At 73.2% G+C, this 18,669-nt stretch carries 14 protein-coding genes; 3 read left to right on the top strand and 11 right to left on the bottom strand.

All coding sequences use genetic code 11. The annotated features are described in order from the left end of the window. A complete protein-coding gene (locus ACFYXM_RS25955; protein WP_389292791.1) occupies nucleotides 1-2,385 on the top strand; it encodes a xanthine dehydrogenase family protein molybdopterin-binding subunit in 2,385 nt (794 codons plus the stop codon). Between the two features lie 336 nt (nucleotides 2,386-2,721). Then, nucleotides 2,722-3,879, top strand: coding sequence for an XdhC family protein (locus ACFYXM_RS25950; RefSeq protein ID WP_389292790.1), 1,158 nt, complete (start codon nucleotides 2,722-2,724; stop codon nucleotides 3,877-3,879). A gap of 219 nt (nucleotides 3,880-4,098) precedes the next feature. Here the strand turns inward: ACFYXM_RS25950 and ACFYXM_RS25945 are convergent, their stop codons facing one another. After that, on the bottom strand, nucleotides 4,099-5,382 hold the full coding sequence (locus ACFYXM_RS25945) for an MFS transporter (RefSeq protein ID WP_389292788.1): 1,284 nt from the start codon (nucleotides 5,380-5,382) through the stop codon (nucleotides 4,099-4,101). A gap of 121 nt (nucleotides 5,383-5,503) precedes the next feature. On the opposite strand from ACFYXM_RS25945, the gene ACFYXM_RS25940 reads away from it, so the two are divergent. Beyond that, nucleotides 5,504-6,109, top strand: coding sequence for a class I SAM-dependent methyltransferase (locus tag ACFYXM_RS25940; protein ID WP_389292787.1), 606 nt, complete (start codon nucleotides 5,504-5,506; stop codon nucleotides 6,107-6,109). A 73-nt stretch (nucleotides 6,110-6,182) separates the two neighbouring features. On the opposite strand, the gene ACFYXM_RS25935 is transcribed toward ACFYXM_RS25940, so the two are convergent. The 10 genes from ACFYXM_RS25935 to ACFYXM_RS25890 all read right to left on the bottom strand — a co-directional run bounded on the left by ACFYXM_RS25935 (nucleotide 6,183) and on the right by ACFYXM_RS25890 (nucleotide 18,309). Beyond that, entirely contained in the window at nucleotides 6,183-7,322 is a 1,140-nt protein-coding gene (locus ACFYXM_RS25935) for a zinc-binding dehydrogenase (RefSeq protein ID WP_389292785.1), read from the bottom strand. Next, complete coding sequence (locus ACFYXM_RS25930; protein WP_389292783.1) at nucleotides 7,319-7,621, bottom strand: putative quinol monooxygenase; 303 nt, start codon at nucleotides 7,619-7,621, stop codon at nucleotides 7,319-7,321. The genes ACFYXM_RS25935 and ACFYXM_RS25930 overlap by 4 nt, the downstream gene beginning before the upstream one ends. Before the next feature lie 7 nt (nucleotides 7,622-7,628). Further along, nucleotides 7,629-8,291 carry a glycerol-3-phosphate responsive antiterminator gene (locus ACFYXM_RS25925; protein WP_389292781.1) on the bottom strand — a complete coding sequence of 221 codons (663 nt, stop codon included), beginning with the start codon at nucleotides 8,289-8,291 and terminating at the stop codon, nucleotides 7,629-7,631. A 43-nt stretch (nucleotides 8,292-8,334) separates the two neighbouring features. Next, entirely contained in the window at nucleotides 8,335-9,888 is a 1,554-nt protein-coding gene (locus ACFYXM_RS25920; protein WP_389292780.1) for an FAD-binding oxidoreductase, read from the bottom strand. Further along, the gene (locus ACFYXM_RS25915; RefSeq protein WP_389292779.1) at nucleotides 9,885-11,558 is read right to left on the bottom strand and encodes an FAD-dependent oxidoreductase; all 1,674 of its coding nucleotides are present in this window, start codon (nucleotides 11,556-11,558) and stop codon (nucleotides 9,885-9,887) included. Before ACFYXM_RS25915 ends, ACFYXM_RS25920 begins: the two co-directional genes overlap by 4 nt. Before the next feature lie 76 nt (nucleotides 11,559-11,634). Further along, nucleotides 11,635-13,197 carry an FGGY family carbohydrate kinase gene (locus ACFYXM_RS25910; RefSeq protein WP_389292777.1) on the bottom strand — a complete coding sequence of 521 codons (1,563 nt, stop codon included), beginning with the start codon at nucleotides 13,195-13,197 and terminating at the stop codon, nucleotides 11,635-11,637. Between the two features lie 93 nt (nucleotides 13,198-13,290). Next, entirely contained in the window at nucleotides 13,291-14,727 is a 1,437-nt protein-coding gene (locus ACFYXM_RS25905; RefSeq protein ID WP_389292775.1) for an MFS transporter, read from the bottom strand. Between the two features lie 309 nt (nucleotides 14,728-15,036). Continuing rightward, the gene (locus ACFYXM_RS25900; RefSeq protein ID WP_389292774.1) at nucleotides 15,037-16,584 is read right to left on the bottom strand and encodes a peptidoglycan-binding protein; all 1,548 of its coding nucleotides are present in this window, start codon (nucleotides 16,582-16,584) and stop codon (nucleotides 15,037-15,039) included. A gap of 261 nt (nucleotides 16,585-16,845) precedes the next feature. Next, nucleotides 16,846-17,514 (bottom strand): nitroreductase family protein, encoded by a 669-nt coding sequence (locus tag ACFYXM_RS25895; RefSeq protein WP_389292818.1) that lies wholly within the window; start codon nucleotides 17,512-17,514, stop codon nucleotides 16,846-16,848. Between the two features lie 498 nt (nucleotides 17,515-18,012). Continuing rightward, entirely contained in the window at nucleotides 18,013-18,309 is a 297-nt protein-coding gene (locus tag ACFYXM_RS25890) for a hypothetical protein (protein WP_389292773.1), read from the bottom strand. Nucleotides 18,310-18,669 lie beyond the last annotated feature (360 nt).

The following is an 18,669-nucleotide window of genomic DNA, read 5'->3' as shown; positions in this document are numbered from 1 at the left end:
ATGGGCGGCACCGGCGATCCCACCGGCATCGACCGGGGCACCCGTACCCGGGGCGGCATCGGCGAGTCCACCCCGCGCCCCGACGGCGTCCTGAAGGTCACCGGGGAGTTCGCGTACTCCTCCGACATGTGGCACGAGGACATGCTCTGGGGCCACACCCTGCGTTCCACGCTCGCGCACGCCGAGATCGTCTCCATCGACATCGCGGAGGCGCTCGCCACACCCGGCGTCCACGCCGTGCTCACCCACGACGACCTGCCCGCCGCAGTCAAGAACTACGGGCTGGAGATCCAGGACACCCCGGCCCTGGCCCGCGGCAAGGTCCGCCACCACGGCGAACCCGTGGCCCTCGTCGCCGCCGACCACCCCGAGACGGCCCGCCGCGCCGCCGCGAGGATCAGGATCGGCTACCGCGAACTGCCCGTCGTCACCGACGAGGCGTCCGCGCTCGCCCCCGGTGCCCCGCTCGTCCACGAGCACCGCACCGACCACCACGCCGGACACGTACCGCACCCCAACATCGTCCACCGCCAGCCCGTCGTGCGCGGCGACGCGGAAGCGGCGGCGGCCCGGGCCGCCGTCGTGGTCCGCGGGGAGTACGTCTTCGGCATGCAGGACCAGGCGTTCCTCGGGCCCGAGTCCGGGCTGGCCGTGCCCGCCGAGGACGGCGGTGTCGACCTCTACGTCGCCACCCAGTGGCTCCACGCCGACCGGCGCCAGATCGCCCCCGTCCTCGGCCTGCCCGAGGACAAGGTCCGCATGACGCTCTCCGGCATCGGCGGCGCCTTCGGCGGACGCGAGGACCTGTCGATGCAGATCCACGCCTGCCTCCTCGCCCTGCGCACCGGCAGGCCCGTCAAGATGGTCTACAACCGCTTCGAGTCCTTCTTCGGACACGTCCACCGGCACCCCGCCAGGCTCCGCTACGAGCACGGGGCCACCCGCGACGGCCGGCTGACCCATGTGAAGTGCCGCATCGTGCTGGACGGCGGGGCCTACGCCTCCTCCTCCCCGGCGGTCGTCGGCAACGCCGCCTCGCTCGGCGTCGGCCCGTACGTCGTCGACGACGTCGACATCGAGGCGGTCGCGCTCTACACCAACAACCCGCCGTGCGGGGCCATGCGCGGCTTCGGCGCCGTCCAGGCATGCTTCGCCTACGAGGCCCAGATGGACAAGCTGGCCGCCGGACTCGGCATGGACCCCGTCGAGTTCCGGCGGATCAACGCCATGGAACAGGGCAGCGTCCTGCCCACCGGCCAGATCGTCGACTCGCCCGCCCCCGTCGCCGAACTGCTGCGCCGCGTCAAGGCAAGACCGCTGCCGCCCGAGCGCCAGTGGGAGACGGCGGGCGAGCGGCCCGATGTACGGGCCCTGCCCGGCGGACTGTCCAACACCACCCATGGCGAAGGCGTCGTGCGCGGGGTCGGCTACGCGGTCGGCATCAAGAACGTCGGCTTCTCCGAGGGCTTCGACGACTACTCCACCGCCCGGGTCCGTATCGAGGTCGTCGGCGGCGAACCCGTCGCGGTCGTGCACACCGCCATGGCGGAGGTCGGCCAGGGCGGCGTCACCGTCCACGCCCAGATCGCCCGCACCGAACTCGGCGTCGCCCGGGTCACCATCCAGCCCGCCGACACCCGGGTCGGCTCGGCGGGTTCCACGTCCGCGTCCCGGCAGACGTACGTCACCGGGGGCGCCGTGAAACACGCCTGCGAGGCCGTCCGCGAGAAGGTCCTGGAGCTGGGCCGCCGCAGGTTCGGCCCGTACCACCCAGCCTGGGCCACCGCCGAACTGCTCCTGGAGGACGGCAAGGTCGTCACCGACGGCGGCGAGGTGCTGGCCGCCCTGGCGGACGTGCTGGAGGGCGAGAGCGTCGAGGCCGAACTGGAGTGGCGCCACCGCCCCACCGAACCCTTCGACCTGCGCACCGGACAGGGCAACGGGCACGTCCAGTACTCCTTCGCCGCCCACCGCGCGGTCGTCGAGGTCGACACCGAACTCGGCCTGGTCAAGGTCGTCGAACTGGCCTGCGCCCAGGACGTCGGCAAGGCCCTCAACCCGCTGTCCGTCGAAGGACAGATCCAGGGCGGCACCACCCAGGGCCTGGGCATCGCGGTCATGGAGGAGATCGTCGTCGACCCCGTGACCGCGAAGGTGCGCAACCCGTCCTTCACGGACTATCTGATCCCCACCATCCTGGACACCCCGGCCATCCCCGTCGACGTGCTCGAACTCGCCGACGACCACGCCCCGTACGGGCTGCGCGGCGTCGGCGAGGCCCCCACCCTGTCGTCGACCCCGGCCGTCCTCGCGGCGATCCGGAACGCGACGGGCCTGGAGCTCAACCGGACGCCGGTGCGCCCCGAACACCTCACGGACACCTGAGAGCCCGTCGGGTGACCTCCTACGGGGCGGTCACGCCCCGGTACGCACCTTTCCGAGGCCTCGGAACCGCACGCACCATGCCGCGTCCGCTCTCCGGGCGGAGGTCGCCCGACAGGCCCTGGGCCACCGCGGGCCCGGGGCGGGGCCCGGGCGGACCCGGTTCCGCCGCGGGGGGCGGGGACCGGAGTGTTCCCGTGTACTTCGCGCCCGGCCCGGACGAGAGTTGTCCCGGTGCCCCGGGCCGTACGCTTCCCCCGGCCCGCCGCGACACCGCCGCCGAGCATCCTTCGAACTCCCGCGGCTCCTTCGTCCGCCCCGCAGCCAAGGAGAAACGCCATGCTGGACATCGCCGAGGAACTGAGCAGGTGGGCCGGTCAGGGACGCGACTTCGCCGTCGCCACCGTCGTCGAGGTCGGCGGGAGCGCGCCCCGCATGCCGGGCGCAGCCCTCGCCGTCGACCGCGACGGCACGGCCGTCGGGTCGGTCTCCGGCGGGTGCGTGGAGGGCGCGGTGTACGAACTGTGCGAGCGGGCGCTGGACGACGGCACGACCGTCCGCGAGCGCTTCGGCCACAGCGACGACGAGGCCTTCGCGGTCGGCCTGACCTGCGGCGGTGTCATCGACGTCCTGGTGACCCCGATCCGCGCGGACGACCCCGCGCGGGCGGTGTTCGCCGCCGCGCTCGACGCCGCCGCGCGGGGGGAGGCGGCGGCCGTGGCCCGGATCGCCGACGGACCCGCGCAGCTCCTCGGCCGCCCCCTGCTCGTGCGCCCCGACGGCTCGTACGAGGGCGGACTCGGCGGGCACCCGGAGCTGGACCGCACGGCGGCGGCCGAGGCCCGCGCCATGCTGGACGCCGGACGCACCGGCACCCTCACCATCGGCGCCGAGGGATCGCGCTGCGGGCAACCGCTCACCCTGCTCGTCGAGTCGAGCGTCCCGCCGCCCCGGCTGATCGTCTTCGGTGCCGTCGACTTCGCCGCGGCGCTGGTACGGGCGGGCAAGTTCCTCGGATACCACGTCACCGTCTGCGACGCCCGTCCCGTCTTCACCACGCGCGCGCGGTTCCCGGACGCCGACGAACTGGTCGTCGACTGGCCGCACCGCTACCTCGCGGCGACCGATGTCGACGCGCGCACGGTGCTGTGCGTCCTCACCCACGACCCGAAGTTCGACGTCCCGCTGCTCGAACGGGCGCTGCGGCTGCCGGTGGCGTACATCGGGGCGATGGGCTCGCGCCGCACGCACATGGAACGCAACGAACGGTTGCGCGCGGTCGGTGTCGGAGAGGCAGAACTGGCCAGGCTGCGTTCCCCGATCGGCCTCGACCTGGGTGCCCGCACCCCCGAGGAGACCGCGCTGTCGATCGCCGCCGAGATCGTCGCCGTCCTGCGCGGCGGCAGCGGCGTACCGCTCCGGGGCGCGCACACGCCGATCCACCACGAGGAGGCACGGTCGGCGGCCGGACGACGTCGGTTCGACGATTCGGTGTGAGGACTGGAGCCTGCCTGAGGGCTGTCCCGTCATCCGTGGCGGACCAGCGCGCGGCGTCGGATGTGGTGCATCGCAAGGCGGAGGAGCGTTCGCATACTGGATGTATGCGGACGTTCCGACAACGCGGCGAGGTGCCGCAGCCGTCGTCGCGCGCCCGCCAGGGATGACGGGACAGCCCTTAAACAGTTCGACGACAGCACCCGGCACCGAGCCCGGCGTTCAGGCAGGCGAAGCCCCGTCGGTGTCCGGGGCCGGTGTCCGTTCCGCGCGGCCGCGGGAGGGCGCGCCGCACGCCACCACGGCCGCGCACGCCAGCGCGGGCACCGCGGCGATCGCGAAACAGACCGGCGACGGCAGCCGGTCCACCAGCAGGCCCGTTGTCGCGCCGCCCAGCGCGGACCCGGCGTTGACCGCCGTGTTGACCCACGCGCCCGCCCGGGTGCGCGCACCCGGGTCCACGGAGTCGTCGGCCAGGAGATACGCCGTCGTCAGGGCCGGGGCGACGAAGACCCCGGCAGCCGCGACCACCGCGACCAGCACCGGCACACCGGGGGAGAGACCGGCCACGACCAGGGCCGTGCCCAGACCGGTGACCAGGACCGGCAGCCGCGTCCGGTTCGGGGCGCGCCAGGGGACCGCGCCGTACGCGATCCCGCCGACCGCGCTGCCCGCCGACAGTGCCGCCAGCGCCCATGCCACCGAGCCGCCGCGGTGGTGCTGCTCGGCGAACGCCACCACCAGCAGGTCCAGGGCGCCCAGACACAGTCCCACGGCGGCGGCCGCGAGCGCGGCGTGCCGCAGCCCGGCGAATTTGAGCAGCGTCCGCCGCCCGCCGCCCACCCCGTCCGGACCGGCGGCCGGCTGCGCCGCCGGTCCCGGGGCCGCGCCCCGCACCGCGGGGGAGGCCACCAGCGCGCCCGTCCCCACCAGCACCAGCGCGGCGCTGATCGCGACGCCCGCCGCGGGGACGGTGTGCCGGATCACCACGCCCACCAGCAACGGCCCGGTGACGAACAGCAGTTCCTCGGCGACGCCGTCCAGACTGTACGCACGCCGCAACAGCTCCCGGTCCGGGACGAGACGGCTCCACAGGGTCCGCATCACCGGACCCAGCGGCGGCGTGCAGGCGCCCGCCGTCACGGCGAGCACCCCCAGCAGCGGCGAGGAGGCGCCCGGCCGCCAGGTGGCGTACGCCAGGGCGGCGAGCAGGACCGCGTACAGACCGGCCATCGGCGGCAGGGCCCGGCGCGGCCCGTACCGGTCGACCAACGCGGCACGGGCGGGGGAGAGAAGAACACTGGTGGCCCCGAACAGGGCCATGACCACCCCGGCCGCGGTGAAGGAACCGGTGGCGTCCTTCACCGCCAGCATCAGGGAGAGGGAGATCATCCCGTACGACAGCCGCCCCACGAGAGCGGCACCGAAGGCCGGGGCGGCGTGCGGGGCGCGCAGGACGGCGGCGTACGAAGGGGCGCGCGAAGGCGCGGGTGAGAGCCGGAGCATGAGGACGTTCCTCGTGAGGGCGGCGCGCGCGACGGCGCCGCGGGCGTGCGGGGACACCGGAGGACCGCACCCGGTGGGACGGGGCGCGGCCGGTACGGGGTCCTACGCACGGGGGAGGAACATGCGTATCAACGTACCAGGAGCGGAGGCGCGCGGCGGCAGCGGTGCGGTGGCCCGTCGGGCGGACGTCCGCGCCCCGCACGCCGACCCGGACATCGTGGCCCGGGCCCGTGAACTCACCGGTCCCGAAGCCCCGGTGGCCTTCACCGTCACCGAGGCGCCGGCCGGGATGCCGGCAGGTCCGTACGACGTGATCACGTGCGTCGCCGCCCTCCACCACCTTCCGTTCGCCGACGCCCTCGCCGGATTCCGGGAGCGTCTGGCGCTCGGCGGAACCCTGGTGGTGGTCGGCCTCGCCCGCGAGGAGACCCGGGGCGACCACCTGCTGAATCTCGTCTCCAGTCCGCTGAACGCCGCCACGGGCTGGATCAGGAACAAGGGCCGCAGGGCGCCGCGCCCCGTCTCGATGACCGCCGTGACCCGGCCTGCCGGGATGACGTTCCGCGAGATCGTTCACGGGGCGCGGGACGTGCTGCCCGGCGCGAAGGCGAGGCGCAGGCTGTTCTGGCGGTACACGCTGGTGTGGCGCGACGGCTCCGGTGGGTGCCGGCCGCGACGGGACACACCCTCGCCCGTCCGGACCCCGGGCCGCGTCCCGCCCCCGTGACCGACGGCGCCCCCTCCGGTCACGGAAGGGGCGCCGTCGGCCGTCGGCCCGCCGGCCGAAGGGTGTCGGCCCGTCAGGCGGCCTGCACTCCCGAGGTGTCGATGATCTGGCGGATGGCCCGGCCCGAGGCCAGCTCCTCCAGCGCCTCGTTGATGCCGGTCAGCGGCAATGTGCCGGTGTGCATCCGCTCCACCGGCATCAGGCCCGCCCGCCACAGGTCCAGGAACCGGGGGATGTCGCGGCGCGGAACCGCGTCGCCCATGTACGAACCGATCAGGGACTTGCCCTCGCCCGCGAACGCCAGCGCCGGGACCTCCAGCGTCCGGCCGGGAGCCGGCAGGCCCACCGAGACGACCTTGCCGCCCCGGCCCACGGCCGTCAGGCACTCGGCCATCACCTTCGGGCTGCCCACCGCCTCGACCGCCACCTCGGCGCCGCCGGAGGTGAGTTCGCGGATCGCCTCGACCGCCCCGTCGGGGGCGAACGCGTGCGACGCGCCCAGCTGGAGGGCCAGTTCGCGCTTCTCCGGAACCGGGTCGACCGCGACGACCGGGTACGCGCCCGCCGCGCGGGCCCCCAGCACGGCGGACAGGCCCACCCCGCCCAGGCCGTAGACCACCGTCGACTGCCCGGGGCGCAGGGCCGCCGTGTTGATGGCGGCCCCGGCGCCGGTCAGCACCGCGCAGCCGAACATCGACGCCACCGTGAACGGGACGTCCCGGGGTATCGGCACCACCGACTCCTGGGCCACCACCGCGTGTTCGGAGAACGCGGAGACGCCCAGCTGGTGGTGGACGCGGGAGCCCGATGCGTCGGTCAGCAGCGACGGGCCGTGCAGCAGCGCCCCCGTCCCGTTCGCCGCCGCCGCGCGCTCGCACAGGGCGGGCCGTCCCGCCGCGCAGTCGGCGCAGAATCCGCAGCTCGGCACGAAGACCAGTGCTACGTGGTCGCCGGGGGAGACCCGGCCGACGCCCGGGCCGGTCTCCTCCACGACGCCCACCGCCTCGTGACCGAGCGCCATCGGAAGCGGGCGCACCCGGTCGCCGTTGACCACCGAGAGGTCCGAGTGGCAGAGCGAGGCGGCCGCGATCCGCACCAGCACCTCGCCCTCGCGCGGCGCGCCCAGCTCCAGCTCCTCCACCTCCACCGGGCGGGCCGTGGTGTAGGGGCGGGCCGTCGACACCCCGCGCAGTACCGCCGCTCGGGTCCTCATGCCTGGGTCTCCGGACGCGGGGCGCAGCGCAGCACGTCGCGGCTCTCCAGCAGCGGGACGACCTCGCCGAGCACGATCCGCTGGAAGTGCGGGGTGGCGCAGTGGGCGGTGAAGTCGGCCTCGGAGGCGTACTCCTCGTACAGCACGATCGCCCGCGGGTCCTCGGTGCCCTGGTGGACCCGGTAGGCGAGGTTGCCCGGCTCCTGGCGGGAGGCGGCGGCCATGGTGTCGAGGAGGGGAAGGACGGTGTTCTCCTCGCCCTCCTTGGTGCGGTAGCGGGCGACGACGACGTAGGTCATGCGGGTTTCACTCCTGGGGTGGTGCGGCGGGCCTCTTCAGCGCGGCGGGCGGGACCGGCGGCAGCTGGTCCCGGCGCAGGTGCCAGAGGCGGGGGTCGGACGTGGCGGCGGCGACGGACCCGAGGGCCAGCGCCAGCGCCACGTCGGCGGGGGTCTCCACGAAGCCCGCCGCGACCGAGGGGGACATCGCGCGCTGCGCCTGCGCGCTCATCCGGGCGACGATCGGGGCGGGCATGATCTCGACCAGGTCCGGCGCCCCGCGCGAGATCGCGTCCGTGGAGCGGCGCAGATTGGACCGGTCGGTGACGAACACCTTCATCATCGTCAGCAGGCCGAGCGGGCGGCCCTTCTCTATGAGCGAGAGCCGGGTGCTGACCACGCCGTGGGCGCCCATGTTCTTGATGAACTCCAGCGCGCCCCGGTCCTGGGCCAGACCGGGGCTGCTGTCGACGTTCACGAACACGGTCTTCCCCGCCCGGCCCAGCGCCGGTACGACCTGGGGCAGTTGGCCCACGGTGAGCGACGCGGCGATGCACACCCGGGCCGGTGCGGTCAGGAACTGCCGCAGCGGCTGGGTGCCGACGACCGACGCGACGACCGGGATCTCGGCGAGCGCGGAGGCCAGCCGGGGGTCGAGAGCGATGCCGGGCCGGGACGGGGAAGGGTTCATGGCAAGGGCCTGCCTGGGGAGGAAGGGTGCGCGGCTGCTGGGCTCAGCTCAGCGGGGACGTACCGAATCGGCTGGGAAGGCCCAGTTTGCCAGGGTTGAGAATGCCCTTCGGGTCCAGGGCGTTCTTCACCGCGACGAAGGCCGCGAAGCCCGCGCCGAGGGCGTCCGGCACGTAGGGGCCGCGCAGCAGACCGCAGCCGTGGTGGTGGCTGATCGCCGCCGCGTGCTTGACGAGCACGGCGTTGGCGGCGTCCCACACCGCGCGGTACCAGTCGCGGCGTGCCTCGGGCGCCACGTCCCCGCGCAGCGAGAAGTAGACGCAGGCTCCGTCGGTGTACGCGTGCGACTGGTGGGCGGAGGCGGCCAGGGTGCCGTCCACCCCCTGGATCGCGGCGACCACCTCGTCGTAGATCACCGGCAGGTCGGTCCAGGACGCGGCCATCTCCAGGGTGTCGGCGACGAAGCCCGGACCGGGCTTGAAGCCGTCGGCGGACTTGCCGACCAGCATCCGCTCGTCCAGCCAGCGCTCGAAGACGGCCTGGCTGTCCAGCTCGGGGCCGTACTCCTCGCAGACCTCCTTGGCGACCTTGATCGAGGCGTCGACGATCGCCGGGTCGCCCTCGTCCGCGATCAGCAGGAGGTTGGTTCCCGAGTGGCCGAAGTGGGTGCCCGACTCCAGCTCGTCGTACAGGCGCAGGACCGCCGGGGTGGCGCCGCGCTGCATGATCCGGCGGCAGGCGTCCAGGCCCTCCGCGAAGGTCTTGAAGCCGTACGCGGCGGCGGAGGCGTACTCGGGCAGCGGGTGGACCCGCAGCCGGGCCGAGACGATGACGCCGAGGGTGCCCTCGGAGCCGACGAACAGCTGGCGCAGGTCCGGGCCGACCGCGGCACGGGCGTAGTCGCCGTAGGTGGCGCGGGTGCCGTCCGCGTGCACGACGTCGACGCCGACGACCATGTCCTCGATCTTGCCGTAGCGGGTGGAGAGCTGGCCGGCGCCGCGGCAGGCGATCCAGCCGCCGACGGTGGAGACGGCGAACGCGGACGGCCAGTGGCCGGTGGTGACGCCGTACTCCTCCTGGAGCTGCTTCTCGAAGAGGTCCCCGAACATGCCGGACTGGACGTCCACGATGTTCGACTCGGCGTCGAAGCCGACGATCCGGTTCAGCCCGCACAGGTCCAGGACGACACCGCCGAAGACGGGCAGCGCGGCGCCCGTGACGTTGGAGCGGCCCGCCGAGGGGGTGACCGGGACGCCGGCCTCGTGGCAGATCCGCAGCACGGCCGCGACCTGGTCGGCGTCGGCCGCCTCGACGACCACGGCGTCGGGCGTCGCCGGACGGCCCTCGGTCTCGCCGATCATCGAACCGGCCCACCAGTCGCGGGTCCGGGTGACGACCTCCTCGCGGGAGGTGTGCACCGCGTGCGCGGCCTCGCGCAGCGCCTCGACCACGGCCTCGGGGACCTCGACCGGGTCCGCCTGGAGCGCGGCCTCGCCGTCGCCGATCGGGGTGTTGCGTGCCCACTTCGCGAAGCTGGGGGCGCCGATGGTGTAGTCGCCCCGGTTGAACGGATGGGTGATGGTCTGACGGCTGATCATGCTGCTGCCCCTTCGAGGAGTACGGACTTTTCGTGACGGACGGCTGCGAGGTACTCGGCGACCGAGCGCTCGACCTCCGCCTCCGTGAGATTGAGTTCGCGGCCGAGGATCGCGCCGACGGCCTCGGCGGCGTCCACGGACGCGTCCCGGGCGAACAGCCGGGCGCGGGTGCGGCGCGAGAGGACGTCGTCGACCGAACGGGCCAGTTCGGCGCGGGCCGCGTAGACGACCTCCGCCTTCGTGTACGGGAGTCCCGCGATGACCGGTTCGGCCAGCGACGGGTCGTCCTGGATGAGGTCGCCGACGAACCGGGCCTCGGTGCCGAAGCGCTCGCCGAGGTGCGCGGCGATGCCGCCGGAGGCGGCGACGGCCTCGGCGTCGTAACCTGCGCCGCCGAGCAGCGGGAGGTCGGTGGTGCGGCTCTTCCCCTTGCGGCCGAGGACGGTCATCACCTTGTCGATGACGAGTTCGCCCATGTGCCGACTGGTGGTGAGCTTGCCGCCGGTCACCGTCACCATGCCGGTGCGGCCGATCGTGATGTGGTGGTCGCGGCGCATGTCGAGGGTCGCGCCCTCCTTGCCGCCGACCAGCGGGCGCAGACCGCCGATGGAGCCGACCACGTCGTCCGGGGTGAGCTTCCCCTCGAAGGCGGTGTTGGCGCCCTCCAGCAGGAAGTCCATCTCCTCCCGGGTGCAGTGCACATCGTCGGGGGAGCCCTGGTAGTCCTCGTCGGTGGTGCCGAGCACGACGCTGTTGCCCCAGCGGGTGCAGGTCGCGCGGCGGGCCCGGCCGGGGATCGGCACGGTGACCGTGCAGTTGATCCGCACCTTGTCCCACGGCACCACGATGTGGACGCCCTTGGCGGGCCTGACCTGCGGCCGGTGGCCTTCGTCGGCCTTCACGTCCAGCTCGTCGGTCCATACGCCGGTGGCGTTGACGACGGCCCGCGCACGGATGTCGAAGGTGTCGCCGTCCGCCGAGACCCGGGCGCCGGCCACCTTGCCCATCTGCATCAGCAGACCCTCGGCCCGGGCACCGTTGAGGATCGTCGCACCGAGCGCCGCCGCGGTCCGGACGATGGTCAGCACGAGGCGCGCGTCATCGGTACGGGCGTCGAAGTACATCAGCCCGCCCTTGAGGTTCTCCGCGCGCAGCGTCGGCGCCTGCGCGAGGACCTCGGGAACGGTGAGCCGCTGGTGCAGCTTGCCGATCCGCCAGCCGCCGACCAGGTCGTACGTCCACAGCAGACCCTCGAAGCCCTTGGCGAGGCGGGCGTCGAAGATGCCCTCCTTCTCCAGGATCGGGAAGAGGAACGGCAGCCGGTGCACCAGGTGCGGGGCGTTCTTGCGGAAGCGGTGGCGCTCCAGGAGCGAGTGGCGGACCAGGTTGACGTTGCCCTGCTCGATGTAGCGCAGGCCGCCGTGCACCATCTTCGACGACTTCGACGACGTGCCGGAGGCGAAGTCGTCCTTCTCGATCAGCGCCGCGCGCAGTCCGCGCGAGACCGCGTCCAGCACGGCGTACGCCCCGGTGATACCGCCGCCGATGACGAGCACGTCGTACGTGTCATCGGCCAGCCGGCGCTTGAGGGCCGTCCGGTCGAGCAGCAGGGGCGTTCGGCGGGTCGCCGCGGCGCTGCGCCGCGGTTTCCGGGCGGGCATGGTGATCACAACATCAACTCCTGGTGTTTCGGTGCGGCGGCCGCGTCGTCGGGGGACGGGCCGCCGGTGCGACGGCCGGGGGCCGTCAGTGGGGGGTGGACGTGTTGAGGGGGCGCAGCGCCGGGTCGCCGAGATGCGCGATCAGCACCTCGCGCCAGGCGGCCCGCTGCTCGGCGCGCTCGGCCGCCGGGAGCGACGGCTCGAAGACGCGGCCGTGCGGCTGCGCCTCGACGATCTCTTCGAGTGAGGACCACAGGCCCTGGGCGACACCGGCGAGATACGCGGTGCCCCGCAGGCTGGCGGTGGCGGAGTCGGAGACCCGTTCCAGCGGCAGACCGGTCAGGTCGGCCTGGATCCGCATCAGCGGGTCGCTGCCGGAGACGCCGCCGCCGACCCGGAGCCGGGTGAACGGGGTGCCCATGGTGTCGGCGACCCCGTCGATCAGGTCGCACACCGAGTGCGCGATCCCGTCGAGCACGGCGCGGGCGAGATCGGCGCGGGTGGTGGCGAGCGTGAGCCCGGTGAGGGCGGCGGTGGCCTCCGGGTGCCAGACCGGCGTACGGACCCCGGCGAGCGCCGGGACGAAACGCGGGGTGCGGCCCGGCCGGGTGGGGACCCGGCCCGCCTCCTCACCGAGCTCCTTCGGCGACGCGAACAGGCCCAGGTCGTCGCAGAGCCAGCGCAGTGCCGAACCCGCCGTGGAGGTGTACGCCTCCAGGCTGTAGTGGCTGATGTCGCCCTGCCGCCGGCCGGGCTGGGCGAGCACCCCGGAGATGTCCGGCCGGGGCAGGGCGGGCGTGGTGCCGGTCGCCGCGTCGACGAAGGCGCCGGTCCCGTACACGCACATGCCCTGCCCGGCGGCGAGGCCGCCGAGCGCGACGAGCGCGGCGTGCTGGTCGCCCATGGAGGCGGTCAGCGGGACGGCGATCCCGAGGGCGGCCGGGTCGGTCGTGCCGAATCCGGCGTCGTCGGAGCGGAGTTCCGGGAGCAGGCCGAGGGGGAAGCCGAGGTGGCCGATCCACTCCTCGTCCCAGGCGTGTCGCTCCAGCAGATATCCACCGGTGGAGGCGGCGTTCGTCGGCGTCGTGGCGTGCACGGCGCCTCCGGTGAGCCGCCAGATCAGCCAGGTGTCGACGGTGCCGAAGAGCAGCCGGCCCTCGCGGTGCGCGGCGGCCACCTCCGGGTGCGCGGCGATCTGCCGGGCGGCCCAGAGGAACGGTGCGCGGGCGCCGACCGGCCGGCCCTGCCGGGCCAGCAGGGCGGCGTCCCACTCCGCCTCGTACGCGGTGAGCTCCTGCGCGTACCTCCGGTCCTGCCACACCACCGCGGGCAGCAGCGGCAGGCCGGTGACCCGGTCCCACAGCATCGCCGTGGCCCGCTGGGTGGACAGCGCGACCGCGGTGATCTCGATGCCTTCCTCACGGGCCCTGCCGACGGCCCGGCGCGCGACCTCGACGGTGGCGGTCCAGATCTCCATCGGGTCCTGCTCGACGGAGAGGTCGTCCGGGTGGCCGACCGCGATCGACCGGTAGAACACCTCGTGGGCGGCTCCGGAGTCGAGGACGACTCCGGCCCGGGTGCCCGTGGTGCCCTCGTCGATGGACAGCACGCCGCGCCGTGGGGCGGCGCCGGGGAACGTCTGCGTCATTGCAGCCCTTTCGTTGCGGGCATCGCGAGCGAGCCGTGCGGAGGAGAGGAGGGGGCGGGGGGAAGCGAGGAGAAGGGGAGGGTGCGCGGCGGATCAGCGCGCGGCCATGGACCGGGCCGGCCGCGCGGCGGCGTCGGGGTCCTGACCGGCGACCTCGTCGGGCGAGGCGGCCTTCATCGGGTCCCACTTGATCACCAGACAGGTGATCAGTCCGAGCAGCGGCACGACGGACAGTGCCAGGAAGGTGTCGGCGAGCCCGAGCGATTCCTTGATCTGCGGGAACACGTACAGCCCGACGACGCTGCCGAAGCTGCCGACCATGCCGGTGACACCGGTGCCCAGCGCACGCACGTCGCTGCTGTACGAGAGCGCCGCGATGGACTTGCCGTTGGCGCCGGGGCCCGCCGAGTGGCACAGGATGAACAGGACCGGCAGCAGGAACGCCACGGCCGTGGGCACCTTCTCGAAGGTCAACCCCATCGCCACCAGGGCCACGAAGACCCCGGCGAAACCGGCGGCGGAGCTGAGCCGCAGACCGAGGCGTCGGCCGAAGTACGCGGACAGCAGCCCGCCCGCGATGCCGAAGGCGTTGAACACCATCGATCCGATGGTGGCCTTCTCGAAGCTCTCGCCGAAGATCGCCAGGCTGATCAGCGGCAGGTACCAGCCGACCGCGAAGTACTGCATCGACTGCCCGAGCGAGATCACCGAGGACAGGATCGTGCGCGGCAGGTACGCGCCCTTGAAGAGCAGCCCGGCCTGGCGGAACCCGACGGCGGGCGCCTCGGCGGCGGTGCGGGTCGCCGCGTCGGGCGTACCGGCGACGGCCTTGATCCCGTAGATCCGGTCCAGGTTGGCGACGGAATCCTTCAGCCGCCCCTTGCTGGCCAGCCAGGTGGGGCTCTCCTTGAGCATCAGCGCCTGGCCCAGCAGCAGCGCGGCGGCGACGACCGCGGCCGAGCCGACCGACCAGCGCCAGATGTCCGCGCCGACGTCCAGGTGGAAGAAGAACAGGGCCAGTGCGAGGTTGCTGGTGGTGGCGACGTACCAGACGGCCTGCCACAGGTTGAGCCGGCCGCTCAGCTTCGCGGGCGTGTACTCGGCGAGCAGTGCCATGGCCACCGCGAAGTCGATGCCGTACGCGACACCCACCAGGACCCGGCCGAGCCAGACGACGGTGAAGTCACCGGCGAACGCGGCGAGCAGGGCGCCCGCGATCGCGAACACCTTGGCGATGAGCAGCGGGGGAACGCGGCCGATCCGGGTGGCGAGCCAGCCGCCCACCGGGTTGAAGATGATCGCCAGGGCCGGAGCGGTGGCCGTGAGGATCGAGACCTGGGTGCTCGTGAGCTCCATCTGGGACGTCATCGGCCCCAGGCCCGCGCTCAGTGCGGCGTTGGAGTAGGCGTCGAGGAACAGCCCGCCGAACACCAGGAACCAGATGATCTGCGCCCGGCCGGTGATCTTTCCCAGCCCATCGATGAGCGCAACGACGTCGGCGACGCCTTTGACGCTCGGACGTTGTGCCATGAGTCCGCCTTCGAGGAAGACCCGTCGGCGGCACGGGGAGCACAGAAACAGGCATGACGAAGCCACCGACAGGTGGTCTGTGTCTGTGCCTGTCAAAACACTGCGGAAAGCGCCGCAGCACGTGAACTGCTGGAACTACCTACTGGGCAGTGAGGTTAAGAAAGCGCCGGGAGAAACGTCAAGGGTTTCGGCCAGGTTACCGAAAAGTGACGGTGGCCGGAGGCCCGGCCGGTGGCCGGAAGCGGAGGCCGGTGCGCCCCCGACCGGACCGGGCCGGGGGCGCACCGGGAACCGGCCGCACCGAGCTCGTCAGCGCCCGGCCTGCAGCGCCGCCCAGGTGGCGGCGCCCACGACGCCGTCGGCCGCCAGGCCCCGGCTCGTCTGGTACGCGCGCACCGCCGTCGCCGTCGCCGGGCCGAAGCTCCCGTCGACGCCGAGCGGCGAGCCCAGCGCCGCGGTCAGCGCACGCTGGAGCCGCTTCACCGCGTCGCCCGAGGCGCCCTGCCCGATCGTCGGCGTCGCGCCGCCCGACAGCAGCGCGGTCCAGGTCCTCGCCCCCACGACGCCGTCGGCGTCCAGCCCCAGGGCCGTCTGGTACGCCCGGACCGCGTTCAGCGTGGCCGGGCCGAAGGCGCCGTCCTCCGCCCCCGCGGGGTGGCCCTGCTCGCCCAGCAGCCGCTGCGCCGCCGTGACCTGGGGACCGGTCGAACCGCTGCTCAGGGTGTCGTACGTGGTGAAGCTCAGCCCGTCGGCCGGGGTGCCGGAGTCCCCGCCGACCAGCTCCATGTACCGCGCCCAGTCCCAGTGCGGGCCGGGGTCGGTGTGGTCGTTGCCGGGGGCCTCGTGGTGCCCGATGATGTGCGCCCGGTCCTTCGGGATGCCGTACCGGTCGCACAGGTGTCTGGTCAGTGCGGCGGACGAGCGGTACATCGTGTCCGTGAACCAGGACGGGTCGTCGATGAACCCCTCGTGTTCGACCCCGAGCGTCGAGGAGTTGGCGCTGCGGGCGTGGTACGCGGTGTCGGCGTCGCGGACCATCTGGGTGATCTCACCGTCCGAGGAGCGCACCACGTAGTGCGCGCTCACCCCCGACGCCGGGTCCCGGAACCAGTTGATCGAGCCCGCGTACGAGCCCTGCGTGACGTGGATGATCACCTTGTCGATTTCCGCGGTGCGTCCGCCGGCGAAGTTGTCCGCGTGGGCCGGGACCCACAGCGCCGACGGGTAGTCGGGGCTCTGCGTCCGTACGTCCGCGGAGGCCGTCGAGCCCTTCCGCGGGGCGACCCGACGGCCCGTCACCGAGACCCGCTCGCCGCCGGGGACGACGGTGTCGAGGCCGTCGGCCAGGATGTCGTAGACGGCGTCGGCGTACAGGGCCGCGGCCGGCCCGTCCGTACCGGCGTACCGGGCGACGACCGGGTACCAGGCGTCGATGTCGTCGCGGTCCCGGCTGTCGAGGCCGAGCGTGTCGGCGTAACCCCGCAGCACCGCCGCGCCGCCCAGGACGTTGGCCGCGGTGTCGGTGCGCAGCTCGGCGGGGGACGCGTCGGTGAGCGCGGCGGCCCGCTCCAGCGTCCGGTTCACGGGGTTGCTCACCAGGTGCATCACCCCGTACCCGCCGGCCTGGCTGGGCCGCCCGGCATGGCCGTCGAGACGGGTCTCGCCGTAACCGACGGCGGTGAGCAGATCGCGCGGTACGCCGAACTCCTCGGCCGCCCGCGCGAACGCCCGGTTCATGGGCCGGCCGCCCTCGGGCGCGGCGAGGGCCGGCGCGCCGGCCGCGGCCAGGGCGGTGGCGGTGAGGGCCGCCAGGGCGGAGGTACGGGCCCTGGCGTGGGAGGCGGCTCGTCGTGACATACCTGCTCCTGCTCTGTGTGGGGGGAAGGCGTGCGTCCCCGGGCCCGGGTGGGCGGGAGGGGCACGGAGCCGCTCAGGGTAATGATGTGTTCAGGTCATGACAATCATCTCGCCCGCGCGTCCAACTCCCTTTCAGCTGAACGGGGCTGACGTGCCGTCCGGAACGCGAGCCCGAGCCGGGGGTGGTGCGCGGTCGAGGGCCGGGCCGTGGACGCCCGCAGGCCCGGCCCCTGCTGAGCGAATGGGGCCGGGCGGGCACCGCTACCAGCGGTCGCGGTGGACGACGTCCGCCACCGGACGCCGCCGGACCGGACCGAAGGAGCCCAGCGGCAGGCCGACCGGGATCACCGCGAAGGTGTGCATGTCCTCGGGGATGCCGAGCACCGCCTTCCACTCCCGTTCCAGCATCAGGTGCCAGACGGTGATGTTCGCCGCGAGCCCCAGCGCCCGCGCGGCCAGCAGCAGGTTCTGCACCCCCGGGTAGACGCACGAGCCCTCGGCGAGCGCCTGGAACCGGTCCTGGATGTTCATCATGCGCTCGGTCGCGGCCGGGCCGAGTGCCCGCGCGGACTCCCGCAGCCCCTCCTCGTCGACCCGCGGCTCCGGGAACCGGTAGCACGGAATGATCAGCGCGGGAGTGTCCGCGAAGTGGTCGCGCTGGTACGTGATCGCGGCGACCATCCGCCCGTAGGCCGCCTCGTCCATGCCCTTCGGCGCGTGCTTCCCGGTCGTCGCCAGGTACGCGTCCACGCACCGCTTCCACAACGGCGCGAGACGGGCCATCACCTCACGGTCCGTCACCACCACGTACTCGTAGCACTGCATGTTGCCGCCGCTCGGCCCCCAGACCGCGGCCTGCACGAGCCGCTCCAACGTCTCGTCGGGCACCGGGTCCGGCTTGAGGCGGCGCATGGCGCGCATGGTGGACATGACGGTGAACAGTGCCGGTCCGCCGGCCCCGGCCGCGTCCTTCGGCTCATCGCTCGCCGTGACGGCGCCGTCGGCGGTGATGCCGTCGGCCGTCGTGATCGCGTCGGCTGAAATGGTCACGCTGTCCGGAATGCTCGCATCTGTTGTCATGATCGCGGAGTCTATGGTCGCGGTCACCGCGGCGGGAGGGGCCGGACGGCCCCCGGTCCCGGTGCACGCGCACCCACCGCCGGGGCGGCGCCGTCAGGTGTCCTACCACCGGACGGCGCCTTGATCCGCACCCCTTTCAGGACAAGGAGTCCAGACCCGTGCAGGACCGTACCCCGGACGGTGCTGTGCACGACTTGATCGCGGCCGTCCTTGACGCCCTCGACATCTCCGCGCCCGCCACGGTCGGAGGCACGGAGGCGCACGACCGCGTGTTGAACGACCGCGCCATGCACGCGAGGATCGCGCTGCGCGACGTTCTCGACGGCGCCCCGCTCGGCGTCGGGTGGGTCACCGCCTATCTCCGCGAACGGCTCGCTCACGGTCCGGCCGCGTACGAGCGATTGGCCGGGGAGCGAGGGCGAGCGCGGTTGCGACGGCGTCGGCCAGACTGATGGCTTGCACCTGGGTCGGGGTGGTGTTGCCGACGGCGGGGGCGACTGGGGTGACGGTGGCGTCGCCGTTCTTGACGGCGGCCCGCAGGTCGGCGGCGTACTGCTTGGCCCAGGTGCGGCGGCAGTGCGGGCACTGGTGACGTATGACGGTGACCGGGATGGTGACGGTGGCGGGAAGGCGGGCAGCGTACATGAAGCGCACGCCCTCCATGTGCGTGTTCGTCGTGATGTCAGCGATCCGGCCCGCGGCATGCCGGGCAGTCTCGACGTTGGCGGAGCGGCGCTGTCCCTGGGGTGAGCCATTCCCGGTCCGGGACTCCGAACCGTCAGTCTGGCGGCAGCGCATCAGACTCGCGGGCGTTTCTTGACACGCTAGAAGTTGAGCTTCATGTGTTCATTGTGATGATCCCGTGATCGCCGAGATCGGATGATGCCGGACATGGGTGGGTTGTTGGTCCCGTGAGTTCAAGGCAAAGTGACTTCCGCTTCAAGTAGTCGTCACGGGTGGGGAGCTCAGGTGACCGGGGGGAAGTGTCGATGCGCCATGCGCGCG

The sequence above is a fragment of the Streptomyces sp. NPDC002476 genome, from assembly GCF_042889785.1.
Lineage (GTDB): Bacteria > Actinomycetota > Actinomycetes > Streptomycetales > Streptomycetaceae > Streptomyces.
The sequence above is the reverse complement of the archived record's forward strand: the minus strand, read 5'-3'. Positions and strand labels throughout refer to the sequence as shown.

Bases quoted from the DNA above. Each gene is read 5' to 3' on its own strand.
- ACFYXM_RS25895 (WP_389292818.1), bottom strand. From the start codon at position 17,514: ATGTCCACCATGCGCGCCATGCGCCGCCTCAAGCCGGACCCGGTGCCC.
- ACFYXM_RS25920 (WP_389292780.1), bottom strand. From the start codon at position 9,888: ATGATCAGCCGTCAGACCATCACCCATCCGTTCAACCGGGGCGACTAC.
- ACFYXM_RS25910 (WP_389292777.1), bottom strand. From the start codon at position 13,197: ATGACGCAGACGTTCCCCGGCGCCGCCCCACGGCGCGGCGTGCTGTCC.
- ACFYXM_RS25955 (WP_389292791.1), top strand. From the start codon at position 1: ATGGGCGGCACCGGCGATCCCACCGGCATCGACCGGGGCACCCGTACC.
- ACFYXM_RS25930 (WP_389292783.1), bottom strand. From the start codon at position 7,621: ATGACCTACGTCGTCGTCGCCCGCTACCGCACCAAGGAGGGCGAGGAG.
- ACFYXM_RS25900 (WP_389292774.1), bottom strand. From the start codon at position 16,584: ATGTCACGACGAGCCGCCTCCCACGCCAGGGCCCGTACCTCCGCCCTG.
- ACFYXM_RS25940 (WP_389292787.1), top strand. From the start codon at position 5,504: ATGCGTATCAACGTACCAGGAGCGGAGGCGCGCGGCGGCAGCGGTGCG.
- ACFYXM_RS25945 (WP_389292788.1), bottom strand. From the start codon at position 5,382: ATGCTCCGGCTCTCACCCGCGCCTTCGCGCGCCCCTTCGTACGCCGCC.
- ACFYXM_RS25950 (WP_389292790.1), top strand. From the start codon at position 2,722: ATGCTGGACATCGCCGAGGAACTGAGCAGGTGGGCCGGTCAGGGACGC.
- ACFYXM_RS25925 (WP_389292781.1), bottom strand. From the start codon at position 8,291: ATGAACCCTTCCCCGTCCCGGCCCGGCATCGCTCTCGACCCCCGGCTG.
- ACFYXM_RS25890 (WP_389292773.1), bottom strand. From the start codon at position 18,309: ATGTACGCTGCCCGCCTTCCCGCCACCGTCACCATCCCGGTCACCGTC.
- ACFYXM_RS25935 (WP_389292785.1), bottom strand. From the start codon at position 7,322: ATGAGGACCCGAGCGGCGGTACTGCGCGGGGTGTCGACGGCCCGCCCC.
- ACFYXM_RS25905 (WP_389292775.1), bottom strand. From the start codon at position 14,727: ATGGCACAACGTCCGAGCGTCAAAGGCGTCGCCGACGTCGTTGCGCTC.